This window comes from Shinella sp. 20P9.1.1 (assembly GCF_057798995.1).
The window spans coordinates 172,240-187,488 of the sequence record NZ_JBYOLC010000005.1 but is presented as its reverse complement, the minus strand read 5'-3'; the positions used below and the strand labels follow the sequence as shown (position 1 = coordinate 187,488).

The window sequence follows — 15,249 nt, the reverse complement described above, 5'->3', positions numbered from 1 at the left end:
AATGTGGATAATTGTCTTCGGCCTCAGGCGATCAGCCCGCGGTACAGCGCTTCCGTCTCGCTGATCATACGGTCCAGGCCGTAGTCGTGGCTCCGGGCGAGGGCGGCTTGGGTATGGCGGGTGAGACGGTCGGGGTCGGCAAGGCGCAGCATCGCGGCGGCGAAGCGTTCGGGGTCGTCCTCGTTTTCCACCAGAACGCCGTTCTCGCCGTCCTTCAGCACCATGGAGGCGCCGCCGACATCGGTGAGGACCATCGGCTTGCCGGCGGCGGCGGCCTCCAGCATGACGTAGGACATCGCCTCGTAGCGGCTCGGCATGGCGAGCACGTCGATGGCGGCCATTGCCTGCGGCCCCGTGAAGCGCGCGGTGAGGCAGATGCGGTCGGCATAGCCGCTTGCTGCTATCTGTCGGCGGACGGCGTCTTCCGTTTCACCGGTGCCGACCATCAGGAGATATGCGTTCGGCACCTGACCGGCGAGACGCTGGAAGGCGGCGATCAGGCGCTCGGGGGCCTTCTGGTGGCAGAGGCGACCGACGAAGCCGAAGAGGAGGGCGTCGGCCGGAATGGCGAGTGCGGCGCGTACGGCCTCCCGCAGGTCCGCCGGCGGTGTCTTCACGCCGTTGACGACGATCGACAGCTTTTCGCGTGGCATGCCGAGCGCGCGGGCATGGGCGTATTCATCGGCGGAGACGCAGATGAGGCGGTCGGTGAGGGCGCGGGCGAGCAGTTTCTCGATCGAGCCATAGACCTTTCGGCCGAGATTGCCCAAGCCGGGGTCCATGGTGCGGAAGGCATGCGGCGTATAGACCCTTGCGACATGGCGGCCGGGCAGGCGCAGGCGCGAAAGCGCGCCGGCCTTCGACGAATGGCCGTGGATGATATCGAACGGCCCAGCCCGGCGCATGACGGCGCGCAGCGACCGCCAGGCGGCAAGGTCCGAGGGGCCGGGCGACCGCGCCATGGCGACGGAATGCACGCCGGCGAGATCGAGCGCCAGCAGTTCCTCCACGAAGCGCTCCTCGGCACGCAGCGGCGAATAGACGGCATGCACGACGTGGCCGCGCGCCTGCATGCCGCGGCACAGGTCGATGAAATGCCGGCCGGAGCCGCCACCGCTTGGCTCCAGCACCTGCATGAGACGCATGTGCCGCGGGGTCCTGTCCTCAGAGGTCGTCATGATGCGATCAGCCCGATCCGGTCTTTCTGTTGTGACGTTTTTCGAGCGCGATGCATCCCCAGAGCACGCCGATCTGCAAATAGGCGTGGCGCCAGTGGTCCGTGTCGATGACGAAGCCGATCGCCGTGTGTCCGACCACGGTGATGAAGGCAATCATCAGGTAGGGTTGCCAGGGCCGGTTGCGCAGCAGCAGTTTGAACCCCGCCCACAGGCTCCAGATGATGAGGGTTAAATAACAGGCGAAACCGAGCCAGCCATAGGTGGTCAGCGACTTCAGCCAGATATTGTGCTCGTCTTCGGGGAAGATCTTGCTGAAGGTCATGGGGCCGATGCCGAGCGGCTTTTCCATGGCCATCAGGAAGCCGATGCGGTGGCGGTCGAAACGGCCGAGATGGCCGCCGTCATATTCCTGCACGAGCTGGGTGCGGCTGGAGAACAGGCTGGAGACCTTGTCGAATTGCAGGGCGACGATCAGCGCGAGGATCATCATTCCGGCAGCCGAAAGGCTGAGGACCAGGATTTTCAGGCGGAAGGCGCCCGTGCGCTCCTTCAGGAGCATGATGAAGACAAGGGCGACCACCGAGAACAGATAGAGCGCCCAGGCCGCGCGGGAGAAGGAGAGGAACAGGCCAAGTGCCAGAATTAGCAGGCCGATGATCTTCAGCGGCGCGCCGAGGATGCGGCCGGCCAGCAGGCCGTGCACGAGATAGAGCGAGGGGGCGACGAGGAAGGGGCCGAAGACGTTCGGATCCTGGAAGGCGCCCTTGGCGCGGTCGTAGAGCGTAAACGCCTCGGCTCCGGGAAAGGCGTGGAAATAGCCGAGGATGCCGAGCAGCGACGTGATGATGGCGCTCGCCACCCAGGCGCGGAAGATCAGCTCCAGCCGCTCGTGCCTGGCCTCGACGATGGAGGCGAAGAAGATGCTGGACAGCGCCAAAAACAGCGAGACGGCGATATACATCGGGCCGATCGAGAGATCGTCCAGCACCGTCAGCGACAGCATGCCGCCGACATTGAAGAGCAGGATGAGCACGACGAGCGGCGCGATGTAGCGCGAGATGCGCAGGCCGACGATCGCCCAGAGGCCGATGAGGCCGGCCATGAAGACTTCATAGGGCGCCGGTTCGCTGATGACAAAGCCCGACAGAAACACGCCCACCGTGACCAACATCGAGCCCACAATGCCGACGGCCGCAGTCTGCGGCCGAAAGGGTGGGGCATAGGGGAGGGCCGCGTCGCTCAATAGGCGTTTTCCGTGTTGAGCAGGCGGAAGGGCGTGAGGACGAGGATCTTCAGATCCAGCCAGAGCGACCAGTTCTCGATGTAGTAGAGGTCGAACTCCGTGCGGAATCGGATCTTGTCGTCATGGTCGATCTCGCCGCGCCAGCCGTTGATCTGCGCCCAGCCGGTCACGCCGGGCTTGACGCGGTGGCGGGCGAAGTAGCCCTCCACGACATCGACATATTTGCGGTCGTGCGACTGGGCCTGGATGGCGTGCGGGCGCGGGCCGACGAGGGAAAGCTCGCCCTTCAGCACGTTGAAGATCTGCGGCAGTTCGTCGATCGAGGACTTGCGGATGAAGCGGCCGACCGGGGTCACGCGCGGATCACCCTTAGTCACGGCGGCGCGTGCCGTCGGGTCGGAAAGGTGGGTGTACATCGAGCGGAACTTATAGACCTCGATGATCTCGTTGTTGAAGCCGTGACGCTTCTGCTTGAAGAGAACAGGGCCGGGCGAGGAGAGTTTTACGGCAAGCGCCGCGCCCAGGAAGACCGGCCAGAGCAGCAGCAATACCACGACAGAGAAGAAGATGTCGAAGATGCGCTTGGCGACATTGTCCCAGTCGGCGATCGGCTTGTCGAAAATATCGAGCATCGGCAGGCTGCCGACCTGCGAATAGCTGCGCGGACGGAAACGCAGGCCCTTGGCGTGGGCGGCAAGGCGGATGTCTACGGGCAGCACCCAGAGCTTCTTGAGGAGTTGCAGGATGCGCGCCTCGGCCGACAGCGGCAGCGAGATGATCAGCATGTCGATGCGGGCGAGGCGGGCGAATTCGACGAGTTCGGCGACATTGCCGAGCTTGGGATAGCCGGCGATGATGGAGGGCGAACGGCGTTCGTCGCGGTCGTCGAAGATGCCGCAGATGCGGATGTCGTTCTCCGGCTGGTGTTCCAGCGTGCGGATGAGTTCCTTGGCGGGCTCGCCGCCGCCGACGATCACGGCGCGGCGTTCCATGGTGCCGTTTCTGGCCCAGCGGCGGATCGAATAGGCGATGATCTGGCGCTCGACGAGCAGATAGACGGCGCCGGCGGCAAACCACGAGGCGAACCAGACGCGGGAATATTCCTCGCCCGACTTGAAGAAGAAGACGACCAGCGCCATCGCGCCGAAGGCGGCGGCCCAGGCGGCGAGGATGCGCGGCGTCATGCGCCAGGGCGAGCGCAGCGCCGGCACCTGGTAGGCGTCGGCCAGTTGCAGCAGGAACACGCCGACGGCCGAGCCGCCGAACATCACCGACAGGTAGAAGATCGTGACGCCATGGCTCCCGGCGCTGACATAAAGAAGATGGATGGCATAGCCGACCGCGAGGAGCGCGCCGAATTCGAGCAGGCGCAGCAGGCCGATGATCATGCTCGGCGAATAGGTGTCGGCGCGGAATTGCAGCGCGATCTTCTGGGCGAGCGGATTCAGCTCGACCGTCTTGCCGCCATCATAGTCCGGAGAGGCGCCGCTGGCTGCGATCGTCCGGATTTCGGAAGCCTTCCGCCTCAGTTCTTCGGGATCGAAGGAGTCGGGTTTGTCGACATGGTTCATGGCACGCACCTGTGGGAGCTCTGTACCGGAGATAGCACGAAGCCCCTAAGAAACGTTTACGTGGCGTCAGCCCGGCCGTTCAGGAAGCGTACCGTTTTCCGCCAGCCTGACCCGCGAGGATGTCGCGGTAGAGGTCGAGAAGCGAGGCGGACATCACGGAGGCCGAGAACGTCTTCCTGAAGGCTTCCGGCTCCGGCATGACCTTGCCACGCCAATCCGGATCGTTGATCGCTTGCGTCATCACCTTAGCAAGCTCCTCGGCGTCGCCGGGCTCGCAGAGCGCGATGCTGTCAGGGCCGAGCACTTCGGGAATGCCGCCGACGCGGCTTGCGATGACGGGTTTCTGGGCGGCGAGCGCTTCGAGCACGATATAGGGCATGGCCTCGGCACGCGAGGGCACCACGACGTTGCGGGTGAGCGCGAAGGCATCGCGGGCGCGCATGGCCGGCATCATGGCGATTCGGCGGCCAAGCCCCCAGCGCAGCATCATGTTTTGATACTTTTCCTTATCCGGCCCGTCGCCGATCATCAGGGCGGAAAGCGGGCGGCCGACGAGGCGCTCGGTGCGGGCGAAGGCATCGACGAAGACGTCGGGTCCCTTCAGGTCGCGCAGCATGCCGATATAGAGGAAATCGACGGAATCCTCGCGCGGATGCACGATCTCGAAGTCGCGGTCGTGAATGCCGTTATAGATGCGCTCAGCGCGCACACGCGGCTTGCCGACCTTGGCAGTGTAGGCGTCGCGTTCGAAATCGCAGACGAAGACCAGCGAATCGCCCATCTTTTCGAGCAATCGTTCTGCCGTCAGGATCGAAAGGCCTGAGACGGTCCGGCGATCATAGTGGAGGCTGCCGCCATGCGGCGAATAGAGGCGGGCTACGCAATACCTGTTGACCCGCAGGGCTGAGCCGATGAGCCGGGCAATCGCGCCGCCTTTGGCGCCGTGCCCGTGCAACACATCCGGCCGCAAACTCTTGATTTCACGATAACTGTGCCTGAAGGCCCCGACGTCGCGCAGGCTGACGGCGCGGCTGATCGGCAGGCGGACGAGGCCCAGCGAAAGATAGGGGCGGATCTCGTCGAACAGCGCATCCTCGAACGAGCCGCCCGTGAGACTGTCGCAGACGATGCCAACCTCGTGACCGGCCTTGGCATGGAACTCCGCGAGATCGCGCACATGCCGAAAGATCCCGCCGATGGGCGACCGGAAACAATGAATGATGCGCAAAGGCCCATCGTCAGCCATAGGCTCAGAACAGCCGTTCGCGAACGTAGATGGTGTCGCCGGCCAGGATCGGGTCGGAGATGGAGACGCGGCCCGTGATGATCTTGCCGTTGATCTTGCGGGTCACGTCCACATCGCCCTGGTTGGCGCGCGGCGAGAAACCGCCGGCAACCGCGATGGCGTTCTGGATCGTCATGCCGGCGACATAGCTGTACTGCCCGGCCTGACCCACTTCGCCCATGATATAGATGGAGCGGTAGCGGTCGACCTCGATGGAAACGTCGGGGTCGCGCAGATAGCCCTGGCGCAGCTTCGCCGCGATGGCGCCTTCCAGTTCCTGGATCGTCTTGCCGCGTGCCGGCACCGCGCCGACGAGCGGGAAGGCGACGTAACCCGCCTGATCGATCGAATAGGTGTTGCTGAGGCCGGCCTGCTCGAAGACGGTGATGCGCAGCCGGTCGCCGCTGTCGAGGCGGTAGGGCTGGATGGTCGCCTCGTGAAAGGCCTTGGGGGCAGGGCGATAGCCGCTGCAGCCGGAGACGGCCGGCGCAATCAGCGCCAGCGCAAGCAGCATACCCTTGTTGATCGTTGCGAACGTCATTCGCTTTCCCAATCCGGAAATCAGAACTCTGGCGTCCGTTATCGTTCCGTTAGGGTTAATGGCTGGTAAAGGCGCGGGCAGGAACATCGCCGGGCAATGCGATTTTTCGCGAAAGAGACGCGACGAGGGCGGTCGGCAACCAACGGTAATTAACTCTTGCGTTACCATGTTTGTTTACCGTGCGGGCAAGTCGTCGTGTTTGGAGTTGAGATATGTCGGGCGTTCACGAAAGCCAGCAGGATGTCGATATCGACCTTGGCGGTCTGTTCGGCGCGATCTGGCGCAACCGCATGCGCGTGCTGCTGGCAACGGTGGCCTGCGCGGGCGTGGCCTTTGTCGGCGCAAACCTCATCACCCCCAAATACAAGAGCGAATCCCGCCTTCTCATCGAAACGCGCGAACCGGCTTTCACGACGGGCTCGGACCGGGCACAGGGCCGCGAACAGCCGGCCTTCGATGAACTCGGCATCGCCAGCCAGGTGCAGTTGCTCAAGTCCGCCGATCTCATCAAGCAGGTCGCGCGCAATATGAAGCTGCATGAACTGGAGGAATTCGATGCGGCCGCCAAGCCGTCGGCGATTTCCGATGTGCTCGTGCTGCTGGGCGTGAAGAAGAACCCGCTCGAGCTGCCCCCGGAAGAGCGCGTGTTGAAGGAATTCAACGAGAAGCTCACCGTCTATCAGGTGGAGAAGTCGCGCGTCATCGCCATCGAGTTCACGTCGAAGGACCCGACGCTTGCCGCCGCCATTCCCAACGAGATGGCCAAGGTCTATCTTTCGTTGCAGAGCGGCGCCAAGCTCGACACCAATTCGGAGGCGACGCGCTGGCTGGAGCCCGAGATCGCCAATCTGCGGGAAAAGGTGCGCGAGGCCGAGCAGAAGGTCGCCGAATACCGCTCGCAGTCCGATCTCCTGCCGACCGGCGAAAACTCCACCTTCGCCGTGCGCCAGCTCAACGATATCTCGACGGAGCTGACGCGGGTGCGCGGTGAGCGCGCGACGGCCGAAGCGCGTGCGGAAGGCGTGCGTGCCGTGCTGAAGAACGGCGGTGCGCCCGATACGCTGAGCGAAGTGGTCGGCTCGCAGATGATCCAGCGGCTGAAGGAAAGCGAGGCGCAGATCCAGGGCCAGATTTCCGACCTTTCCACGTCGCTGCTCGAAGGCCATCCGCGCCTCAAGGGCCTGCGTTCGCAGCTCGTCGGCATCCGCGCGCAGATCAAGTCTGAAACGCAAAAGATCCTGTCGAGCCTGGAAAACGAGGCGAAGACGGCGCGGCTGCGCGAGACGCAGCTGGCGCAGCAGCTCAATACGGTGAAGGCCGATACGGCGCGTGCCGGCGAGGATGAGGTGGGCCTGAAGGCGCTGGAACGCGAAGCGACGGCGCAGCGCCAGCTTCTCGAAACCTATCTGGCGCGCTACCGCGAAGCGACCTCGCGCACCGACAGCAACTCGACCCCGGCCGATGCCCGCGTCATCTCCGCAGCCGTCGAGCCGACGGAGGTCGATTTCCCGAAGATCATTCCGATCACCATCGTCGGTGGTGTGGCCGGCTTTGCGCTGAGCGCCATCGTCATCCTGCTTGCCGAATTGTTCAGTGGCCGCGCCCTGAAACCGGTCGGCGGCGTCGCCGCCCCGTCGACGCGTCGGCGCGAGGAGGAAGAGGCGATCGAGGCCGAGCCTGTCGTGGCAGTGGCCGTGGTGGAGCCTGCCGTCCGCAAGGTGCCGGTCAGCCGCATCGATCCCGGCGCGGTCAAGGACATCCATGCGCCGGCAAAGTCCCTCCTGTCCGGTATCGAGACGGACGAGGACGAAGAGGAGGGCGAGAGCCCGCATTCATCGCTGGTCGATGCCTTCGAAGAGGAAAGCGATTTCTCCGTGGCTGCCGTCGCGCGCCACATGATCGACAACAATATTTCCGTCGCGATCTCCGTTTCGCCCTCCGGCGACAGCGGCTCGACGGCAACCGTCATGCTGGCCCGCCGCATTGCCGAAGAGCACCGCAAGACGCTGATCATCGACCTCACCGGCTCGGCCTGCCCGACGCGCCTGATGGCGCAGTCCACCCTTGTGCCCGGCATTACCGACCTGTTGGTCGGCGACGCGGCCTTCAGCGAGATCATTCACGGCGACCGCCTGTCGGACGCCCATATCATTCCGCGCGGCAATGCCAACATCAAGCGCGCCATGCGCGGCATCGACCGCCTGTCGATGGTGATCGATTCGCTGTCGGACGCCTATGACACGGTCATCGTAGAATGCGGCCCGGCGGAAGTGGAAGGCGTGCGCCGCCTGACGCGCGGCCAGGAGACGGATATCATCCTCTCCATTCCGGATGCGGACGAGGACGCGATCGTCGACCTGATCGGCGCCTTCGGCGAGGCCGGTTATACCGAGATCGTGCTGATGACCGGCGAGGAAGGCGAGCCGCCGCACTATCCGGGCAAGCGCGCGGCTTAATCCGCTTCTTCGGTGCGGATGAATTCCGTCTTGCCGGAGCGGATGCGCTGCAGGAACGCATAGACCTGCGGATTCTGCTTGATGATGCGCTTGGCGCCGGCCTTGGCGCGGTGCATGGCGGCGATGGCGGTGCCGGCGAAGGTCGTCGGCCAGAGCAGATCGTGCTGCGCCGTCTCGATCGTGCACCAGGAACGCTTGTAGGGCTGGTCGCCGATGCCGAAATCGAACAGGCGCACGCCTTCGCCGCAGAGTTTGCGGATCGCCAGATAGAACAGGAATTCACCGGGGCTGGCATCGGCGGCGATCGTATCGTCGATCGAGCCGAACTGGCAGATCACATGGTCGCCCTTGCGCGACAGGCCGGCGATCGCGACGATCCGGCCGTCGTTTTCGCCCTTGAGGCGCACGGCATGGAGCTGAAGCGGATAGTTGCCGTCAACGGTGGGCACCGCGACCAGCGCGCGGAAGAAGTTGCGCGTCTCCTCGTTGCGGAAGACATCCGGCAGGCCCATCGTGTCGAAACGGGCGGCCTTCTGGCGGAAGAACACTTCGAGCAGCGCGCGGCAATCCCCCGCATCTTCCGCCACGACATGCTCGTAGCCGCCGAGCAGGTCCAGCCGACGTTCGGAGGTGCGGAACTTCTTGCGGCGGCGCTTGGCATTGACCTGCGCCAGCGTGCGCTCGAAATCCTCGAAGAGTTCGAGCTGGAAGGCGGCGTTCTGGTTCAGCGTTGCGGGAAGGTCGGCGAAAGAATTCGTCTCGCCGCGCCAATCGAGCGGCACCTTTTCCAGCATGAAGAGATCGAAATAGCGCGAAAACTGGCCGCGTGCCTGCTCCAGCGCCTGGCGCAGGCGCGGCGGCGCGGCGAGGAAGCGGAATTCTTCGGTATAGAGCCCGGTATTGATGTTGCTGAAAGCCGTGCCGAGGAAGCGCGCGGTGCGCACCGGGCCGTGACGCTTAATTTCGAGCGGCAGGATCAGATGCGTCTTGCCACCGACAAAACCTTCGACGATCAGAAGCTTGCAGGCATGCGTCTCAGCCCAGGCACGGCACCAGTCATAGCTCTGGTGGAGAGAAAGGGTGTTGTCGGCCTCCAGCGCGCGCCACTTGGCTTCCAGCGGCTCCATGCGGTCGTGAAGGCGCAGCGACAGGGGAACGACGGAGGGCGCGCGCCCCTCATCGGCAACGCTTCCCAAATACCGGGTTGCGAGCTCGCGCTCGGACGGCATGATCTGGAAATTGAGTTGCATCGCTCCCATGGCACGACCCTTGTCATCTGGCCAGCGGCAGCATCGCCGCACTGGCACAATAGGCACTAGGCTTGGGAAAAGGGTTTAAATCCAGTGGCCTTGCGGGAGAGCCCCGGCGAAATTGGCCGAAGCGGTTAGCAATTCCATAATGGAAACCGATAAAAACCCAGCGTCTATTCGCCGCGTGGCTTAACCGGCTTTTCCATCCACTTGATGATGAACATGGCCGGCAGGATCCAGAGCAGGCCGGTCACCGCGAAATAGAGGAGGTGGATATACCAGGGCGACGCGCCGAGCGTGGCGGAGGCAACGGTGGTGGCAACCAGTGCATAGAAAAGCACGAGGATGATGATCAGCACCGTTCCGATCAGTTTTCGCAGGCGAGGGGGCATAGTTGGTCTTTCGATCTCAAGGATGGCATTGCCCGGCCCCGCAGGGGCGCGACGGCATGCCGCAAAGCTTCGGGCCTTGTTTTGCACGGCCCGGTCAGGCAAATCAACGCCGGAGCAAGACCTGTAAAAGCGCAAAACGCAGTTTTGCAGGCGTGACTGCCGGGACCATTGGCCTGAAACAGCCTCATATCGCCGTTTCAGGAAAGGAGCAGAGACGATGAGCGCGACCACCGCGACCGCATACCGCAGCAACGACGACACGGATAGGACGGACCGCAACCGCCGCCAGGTGCGCCGATGGCTGGGCTTCGTGCTGTTCACGCTCTTCGTGCTGGTGCTCGTCGGCGGCGCGACCCGTCTAACGGAATCGGGCCTCTCCATTACCGAATGGAAGCCGATCCACGGCGTCATCCCGCCGATCACCGCTCAGGAATGGCAGGAGGAATTCGACCTCTACAAGCGCATTCCGCAATATGAGCAGATCAACAAGGACATGACGGTCGAGGAATTCAAGACGATCTTCTGGTGGGAATGGGCGCACCGGCTGATTGCCCGCTCCATCGGCTTCGTCTTCGCTGTGCCGCTCGCCTTCTTCTGGCTGACCGGCCGCATCGAGAAGAAACTGCGCTGGCCGCTCGTCGGGCTTCTGGCGCTCGGCGGTTTCCAGGGCTTCATCGGCTGGTGGATGGTGTCGTCAGGTCTCGCGGATCGCGTCTCCGTCAGCCAGTATCGGCTGGCCACGCATCTCACCATCGCCTGTCTGATCTTCGCTTGGACGATGTGGCTGATGCGGGCACTCTCGCCGCACAGCGACGACGCGGCCCCCACGCGCAATTCCCGCCGCATGGCCGGCATCATCGCCTGCATGGCGATTGTCCAAATCTATCTCGGCGCGCTGGTCGCCGGCCTCGATGCCGGTCTTTCCTACAACACTTGGCCATTGATGGACGGCAGCGTCGTGCCCGGCGGGCTCTTCCTGCAGCAGCCTTGGTGGATCAACCTTTTCGAAAACCCGAAGACCGTGCAGTTCGTGCACCGCCTCGGCGCCTATGTGCTCTTCACGCTCGTCGTGATCCACCTGATCTCGTCGCTGCGCGCCGCACCTGAAACGACGCACACCCGCCGCGCGCTCGTGCTCTTCGGCCTCGTCTGTCTCCAGGCAACGATCGGCATCCTGACGCTGGTCTGGCAGGTGCCGCTCGGCTGGGCACTGGCGCATCAGGGCGGGGCACTTGTCGTGCTCGGCTTTGCCGTCGCCCATTGGCGCGGTTTTGCCGGCGAATATCCGCGGGACTGAAGGTCAGGCCTGTTTGAGGACAGACCGGATGGCGGCGGCAACGGCGAGTTCGTTGTCGCGCTCCTCCGCATTGTCGTCCTCGTCATGCCAGGCGGCCGACAGGCAGCCATAGGCGAAGCCGTAGCGCAGGAGGGTGCGGACATCGCGTCCGAGCGTTTCGGCGAAAATCTCCGCCATCGCGGCGATACGCTCCTGGCTGCGGGTGAGGTCGAAGCGGTCGAGCGGGTTTGAGAACATGTTGGCGACATCGAGCGCGGCATCGCCGATCAATCCGGCGGGATCGATGATGAGCCAGCCGCGTGGGCCGTGGACGATGTTTTCGTGGTGCAGGTCGCCGTGCAGCGGCTTGATGTCCCGCTGATCCGCAAGCAGCGCCTTGGCGAATTCAGCCGCCTCTGCATATGGGCCTGGAATGCCCTCTTTGCGGTCGCGTTCGGCTTTGCTGAACAGGCTCGCGAAATAGCGCTGTAGCGGTTGCAGGCTTGCGGGCGGTGGCGTGTCGGAAGGGCGGTGATACTCCCGCAGCACCGCGGCGGCGATGCGTGTCGCATCCTCGTCGCCATGGGCTTCCACATGGTCGCGCAAGGTCGTCTTGCCGGCGTGCTCCATCAGCAGCATGTCGCCGGAGCGGGCCAGCAGCCGCACGCAGCCGATACCGTTGCGCCAGGTCATAAAATCCGCACCGCGCAGGCTGTCTTCAAGAGCCTTCGGCTTGAGCTGTTTGACGATGGCGTCAGTGCCATCGGCAAGCGTCACGTCATAGACGGTTCCCACCACCGTATCGGCGATCTGGCTGCCGCTTTCGATGCGCCATTCGGGCGGAAAGGAGAGAGCGTTAAAGCTCATGCCTTCAGCATCAGGTCCATGTTCTGCACGGCCGCGCCCGAAGCGCCCTTGCCGAGATTGTCGAGCAGGGCGACGAGGTTGACATGGGGGCTGCCTGCGGTGCCGAAGACATAGAGCTTCATGCGGTCCGTATCGGCGAGCTCCACAGCGTTGACGCGGGCGAGGTTGGCGCTTTCCTTGAGATCGACGACCTCGACGATATCCTGCCCGGCATAGTGATCGGCCAGTGCCGCATGGATCGAGCCGAGCGAGGCGTGATCCTTGAGGTCGGCGAGGTAGAGCGGCACCTGCACGATCATGCCCTGCGGGAATTTTCCGACGGAGGGCGAGAAGATCGGCGCGCGGTCGAGAAGGCCGTGCACCTGCATTTCCGGCACGTGCTTGTGCTTGAGCGTCAAGCCGTAGAGGAAGTGTGGCGCATCGATGTGCTCGGGATGGCTCGCATCCTCCATCTGCGCGATCATCTGCTTGCCGCCGCCGGTATAGCCGGAGACCGCGTTGACCGTGACGGGATAATCCTGCGGCAGGAGGCCGGCGAGGCGCAGCGGACGGATAAGGCCGATGGCGCCTGTGGGATAGCAGCCGGGATTGGCGACGTAGCGCGCATCCGCGATCTTCTTCGGCTGCGCCTTGTCCATTTCGGCAAAGCCATAGGCCCAGTCGGGGTGGACGCGGTGCGCCGTCGAGGTGTCGATGATGCGCACGGAATTGTTGCCCGAGACCATGCCGACGGCTTCCTTCGCCGCATCATCCGGCAGGCAGAGGATGGCGACGTCGGCGCTGTTCAAGAGGTCTTCGCGCAGCTGCGCGTTGCGGCGCTCGGCTTCCGGAATGGACAAGAGTTCGACATCGTTGCGGCCGGCCATGCGGGTGCGGATCTGCAGACCCGTCGTGCCGTGTTCGCCATCGATGAAGATCTTCGGTTTCATCTCTCGTCCAATCCTGTTTCTGCGTTGCGGCCGATATAGCCCCTCGATCTGTCGCATTCAATGCCGCGTGGTCAGCGTCGCTCCGCCAGCGCTTCGGCGTGAAGGCCGAGCATGTACATGGCGATGTTGGACGCGGCGATGGCGGTGATGTCCGCATGGTCATAGGCCGGCGCGACCTCGACGACATCCGAACCGACGGTGTTGAGCGCCCCGAGCTTGCGCAGCACCGAGAGGATGCGCGCGCTGGTCGGGCCGCCGGAGACTGGCGTACCGGTGCCGGGTGCGAAGGCCGGATCGAGGCAGTCGATATCGAAGGTGAGATAGGTCGGCTTGTCGCCGACATGGTGGATGATCGCATCGGCGAGTTGTGCAGCATTCATCTCCTCCACGTCGTAGCCATAGAGAATGCGGATGCCGCAATCTTCGGGCGCGTGGGTGCGGATGCCGATCTGGATCGACGTCTCGGCATCGATCAGGCCTTCGCGCACGGCCGTGCCGACGAAGGAACCATGGTCGATGCGGCCCTTCTCGTCCGCCCAGGTATCCTGGTGGGCATCGAACTGCACGAGGGAGAGGGGGCCGTATTTCTCGGCATGGGCGCGCAAAAGCGGCAGCGTGATGAAGTGGTCCCCGCCGAGCGTCAGCATATAGGCGCCGGATTTCAGGATCTTCTTCGCTTCGCGCTCGATGGTCGCCGGCGTCTTGGAATGATTGCCGTAGTCCAGCAGGCAGTCGCCGTAGTCGATGACGGCCATGTCCTCGAACAGATCGCGCTCGAAGGGATATTGCGGATCGTTGTCCATGATCGCGGAGGCGCGGCGGATCGCCTGCGGTCCGAAGCGTGTGCCGGGGCGGTTTGAGGTCGCGGCATCGAAGGGAATGCCCCAGACGACCGCATCGACATCCTTCAGAACCTTGGTGTAGCGCCGGCGCATGAAGGACAGGATGCCCGCATGGGTCGGGTCCGAGGCCGCGCTTTTCAGCGTCTTGCCGGTGATGGCGTGGTCGATCGTCTTGTTGGCCATGAAAGTCCCTCCAGAGCATTTCCAGCAAAAAAATGCGCAAACAAATGTGGCGGGACGTTCGCCAATCGCCGCGCGCAAGGCAAGGGATTTTTGCGTGCCCAAAACGAAAAAGGCCGGGGCGAACCCCGGCCTTTCCGAACCCGAATTTCCGAGCGATTAACGCTTGGAGAACTGGAACGAACGACGGGCCTTGGCCTTGCCGTACTTCTTGCGTTCGACGACGCGCGAGTCGCGGGTCAGGAAGCCGCCCTTCTTCAGGACCGAGCGCAGGCCCGGCTCGAAGTAGGTCAGTGCCTTGGAGATGCCGTGACGAACAGCACCGGCCTGGCCGGAAAGGCCGCCGCCGGCAACGGTCGCATCGATGTCGAACTGGCCGTCACGGGCAGCTGCGACGATCGGCTGCTGCAGGATCATCTGCAGGACCGGACGTGCGAAGTAGGCTTCGTACGACTTGCCGTTGATGGTGATCTTGCCGGAGCCCGGCTTGACCCACACGCGGGCGACAGCGTCCTTGCGCTTGCCGGTGGCGTAGGAACGGCCCTGGGCGTCAACCTTCTTGACGTGAACCGGGGCGGAGGCAGCGGGAGCTGCGGCAGCGACGCCGAGGTCCTTGAGCGAGGAGAGGTCGGCCATGATCAGGCGCTCCTTGTGTTCTTGCTGTTCAGCTTGGCGACGTCGAGGGTGACGGGCTGCTGGGCTTCATGCGGATGGTTGGAGCCGGCATAGACGCGCAGGTTCTTCATCTGGCGACGGCCGAGCGGGCCGCGCGGAACCATGCGCTCGACTGCCTTCTCGAGAACGCGCTCCGGGAAGCGGCCTTCGATGATCTGGCGAGCCGTACGCTCCTTGATGCCGCCCGGATAACCGGTGTGCCAGTAGTACGTCTTGTCGGAGTACTTCTTGCCGGTGAACACGACCTTGTCGGCGTTGATCACGATGATGTTGTCACCGTCGTCGACGTGCGGCGTGAAGGTGGCCTTGTGCTTGCCGCGCAGGCGGTTTGCAATGAGGGTAGCGAGACGACCAACAACGAGGCCTTCGGCGTCGATGAGGATCCACTGCTTCTCTACCTCGGCGGGCTTCTGTACGAAAGTACCCATGGGAGTAGCTCTTTCTTAAAGGGGTCCCGAAGCCTTGCAGCTTTGGGCGCTTCTTGTTGCTTGGTTTGGCATCCTGTGGATGCCAAAAATCGAACGCGGCCCGTGGGGACCGCGATCTGGGCGGCTTATAAGCGAG

The 15,249-nt window shown here is 63.8% G+C and carries 14 protein-coding genes; 2 read left to right on the top strand and 12 right to left on the bottom strand.

The window, feature by feature from the left end; genetic code table 11:
• Positions 1–23: 23 nt before the first annotated feature.
• The 5 genes from AC27VQ_RS10935 to AC27VQ_RS10915 all read right to left on the bottom strand — a co-directional run bounded on the left by AC27VQ_RS10935 (position 24) and on the right by AC27VQ_RS10915 (position 5,818).
• A complete protein-coding gene (locus tag AC27VQ_RS10935) occupies positions 24–1,145 on the bottom strand; it encodes a glycosyltransferase (RefSeq protein WP_488716275.1) in 1,122 nt (373 codons plus the stop codon).
• Positions 1,146–1,185: 40 nt separating this feature from the next.
• On the bottom strand, positions 1,186–2,421 hold the full coding sequence (locus AC27VQ_RS10930) for an O-antigen ligase family protein (RefSeq protein ID WP_488716274.1): 1,236 nt from the start codon (positions 2,419–2,421) through the stop codon (positions 1,186–1,188).
• Positions 2,418–3,992 (bottom strand): undecaprenyl-phosphate glucose phosphotransferase, encoded by a 1,575-nt coding sequence (locus AC27VQ_RS10925; protein ID WP_488716273.1) that lies wholly within the window; start codon positions 3,990–3,992, stop codon positions 2,418–2,420. Before AC27VQ_RS10925 ends, AC27VQ_RS10930 begins: the two co-directional genes overlap by 4 nt.
• 79 nt (positions 3,993–4,071) lie before the next feature.
• Entirely contained in the window at positions 4,072–5,238 is a 1,167-nt protein-coding gene (locus AC27VQ_RS10920) for a glycosyltransferase family 4 protein (protein WP_488716272.1), read from the bottom strand.
• A 4-nt stretch (positions 5,239–5,242) separates the two neighbouring features.
• Positions 5,243–5,818, bottom strand: coding sequence for a polysaccharide biosynthesis/export family protein (locus AC27VQ_RS10915; protein ID WP_421591047.1), 576 nt, complete (start codon positions 5,816–5,818; stop codon positions 5,243–5,245).
• Between the two features lie 212 nt (positions 5,819–6,030).
• Between AC27VQ_RS10915 and AC27VQ_RS10910 the strand changes: the two genes are divergently transcribed.
• Complete coding sequence (locus tag AC27VQ_RS10910) at positions 6,031–8,274, top strand: exopolysaccharide transport family protein (RefSeq protein WP_488716271.1); 2,244 nt, start codon at positions 6,031–6,033, stop codon at positions 8,272–8,274.
• Here the strand turns inward: AC27VQ_RS10910 and AC27VQ_RS10905 are convergent.
• Both AC27VQ_RS10905 and AC27VQ_RS10900 read right to left on the bottom strand, forming a co-directional pair.
• The gene (locus AC27VQ_RS10905; protein ID WP_488716270.1) at positions 8,271–9,533 is read right to left on the bottom strand and encodes a GNAT family N-acetyltransferase; all 1,263 of its coding nucleotides are present in this window, start codon (positions 9,531–9,533) and stop codon (positions 8,271–8,273) included. The genes AC27VQ_RS10910 and AC27VQ_RS10905 overlap by 4 nt on opposite strands.
• Before the next feature lie 164 nt (positions 9,534–9,697).
• Positions 9,698–9,916, bottom strand: a complete 219-nt coding sequence (locus AC27VQ_RS10900; protein ID WP_488716269.1) for a DUF2842 domain-containing protein — start codon at positions 9,914–9,916, stop codon at positions 9,698–9,700.
• Positions 9,917–10,133: 217 nt separating this feature from the next.
• Here AC27VQ_RS10900 and AC27VQ_RS10895 point away from each other — a divergent pair, with 217 nt between their 5' ends.
• A complete protein-coding gene (locus AC27VQ_RS10895) occupies positions 10,134–11,213 on the top strand; it encodes a COX15/CtaA family protein (RefSeq protein WP_488716268.1) in 1,080 nt (359 codons plus the stop codon).
• A 3-nt stretch (positions 11,214–11,216) separates the two neighbouring features.
• Here the strand turns inward: AC27VQ_RS10895 and AC27VQ_RS10890 are convergent, their stop codons facing one another.
• The 5 genes from AC27VQ_RS10890 to rplM all read right to left on the bottom strand — a co-directional run bounded on the left by AC27VQ_RS10890 (position 11,217) and on the right by rplM (position 15,113).
• Positions 11,217–12,059, bottom strand: coding sequence for an aminoglycoside phosphotransferase family protein (locus tag AC27VQ_RS10890; protein WP_488716267.1), 843 nt, complete (start codon positions 12,057–12,059; stop codon positions 11,217–11,219).
• The gene (gene argC, locus AC27VQ_RS10885; RefSeq protein ID WP_488716266.1) at positions 12,056–12,988 is read right to left on the bottom strand and encodes an N-acetyl-gamma-glutamyl-phosphate reductase; all 933 of its coding nucleotides are present in this window, start codon (positions 12,986–12,988) and stop codon (positions 12,056–12,058) included. The genes AC27VQ_RS10890 and argC overlap by 4 nt, the downstream gene beginning before the upstream one ends.
• 71 nt (positions 12,989–13,059) lie before the next feature.
• Positions 13,060–14,013 carry an agmatinase gene (gene speB, locus AC27VQ_RS10880; protein ID WP_488716265.1) on the bottom strand — a complete coding sequence of 318 codons (954 nt, stop codon included), beginning with the start codon at positions 14,011–14,013 and terminating at the stop codon, positions 13,060–13,062.
• A 156-nt stretch (positions 14,014–14,169) separates the two neighbouring features.
• The gene (rpsI, locus tag AC27VQ_RS10875; protein ID WP_117369601.1) at positions 14,170–14,646 is read right to left on the bottom strand and encodes a 30S ribosomal protein S9; all 477 of its coding nucleotides are present in this window, start codon (positions 14,644–14,646) and stop codon (positions 14,170–14,172) included.
• 2 nt (positions 14,647–14,648) lie between these two features.
• A complete protein-coding gene (rplM, locus tag AC27VQ_RS10870; protein WP_488716264.1) occupies positions 14,649–15,113 on the bottom strand; it encodes a 50S ribosomal protein L13 in 465 nt (154 codons plus the stop codon).
• Positions 15,114–15,249 lie beyond the last annotated feature (136 nt).

Bases quoted from the DNA above. Each gene is read 5' to 3' on its own strand.
- AC27VQ_RS10935 (WP_488716275.1), bottom strand. From the start codon at position 1,145: ATGCGTCTCATGCAGGTGCTGGAGCCAAGCGGTGGCGGCTCCGGCCGG.
- AC27VQ_RS10925 (WP_488716273.1), bottom strand. From the start codon at position 3,992: ATGAACCATGTCGACAAACCCGACTCCTTCGATCCCGAAGAACTGAGG.
- AC27VQ_RS10920 (WP_488716272.1), bottom strand. From the start codon at position 5,238: ATGGCTGACGATGGGCCTTTGCGCATCATTCATTGTTTCCGGTCGCCC.
- AC27VQ_RS10915 (WP_421591047.1), bottom strand. From the start codon at position 5,818: ATGACGTTCGCAACGATCAACAAGGGTATGCTGCTTGCGCTGGCGCTG.
- AC27VQ_RS10910 (WP_488716271.1), top strand. From the start codon at position 6,031: ATGTCGGGCGTTCACGAAAGCCAGCAGGATGTCGATATCGACCTTGGC.
- AC27VQ_RS10905 (WP_488716270.1), bottom strand. From the start codon at position 9,533: ATGGGAGCGATGCAACTCAATTTCCAGATCATGCCGTCCGAGCGCGAG.
- AC27VQ_RS10900 (WP_488716269.1), bottom strand. From the start codon at position 9,916: ATGCCCCCTCGCCTGCGAAAACTGATCGGAACGGTGCTGATCATCATC.
- AC27VQ_RS10895 (WP_488716268.1), top strand. From the start codon at position 10,134: ATGAGCGCGACCACCGCGACCGCATACCGCAGCAACGACGACACGGAT.
- AC27VQ_RS10890 (WP_488716267.1), bottom strand. From the start codon at position 12,059: ATGAGCTTTAACGCTCTCTCCTTTCCGCCCGAATGGCGCATCGAAAGC.
- argC (WP_488716266.1), bottom strand. From the start codon at position 12,988: ATGAAACCGAAGATCTTCATCGATGGCGAACACGGCACGACGGGTCTG.
- speB (WP_488716265.1), bottom strand. From the start codon at position 14,013: ATGGCCAACAAGACGATCGACCACGCCATCACCGGCAAGACGCTGAAA.
- rpsI (WP_117369601.1), bottom strand. From the start codon at position 14,646: ATGGCCGACCTCTCCTCGCTCAAGGACCTCGGCGTCGCTGCCGCAGCT.
- rplM (WP_488716264.1), bottom strand. From the start codon at position 15,113: ATGGGTACTTTCGTACAGAAGCCCGCCGAGGTAGAGAAGCAGTGGATC.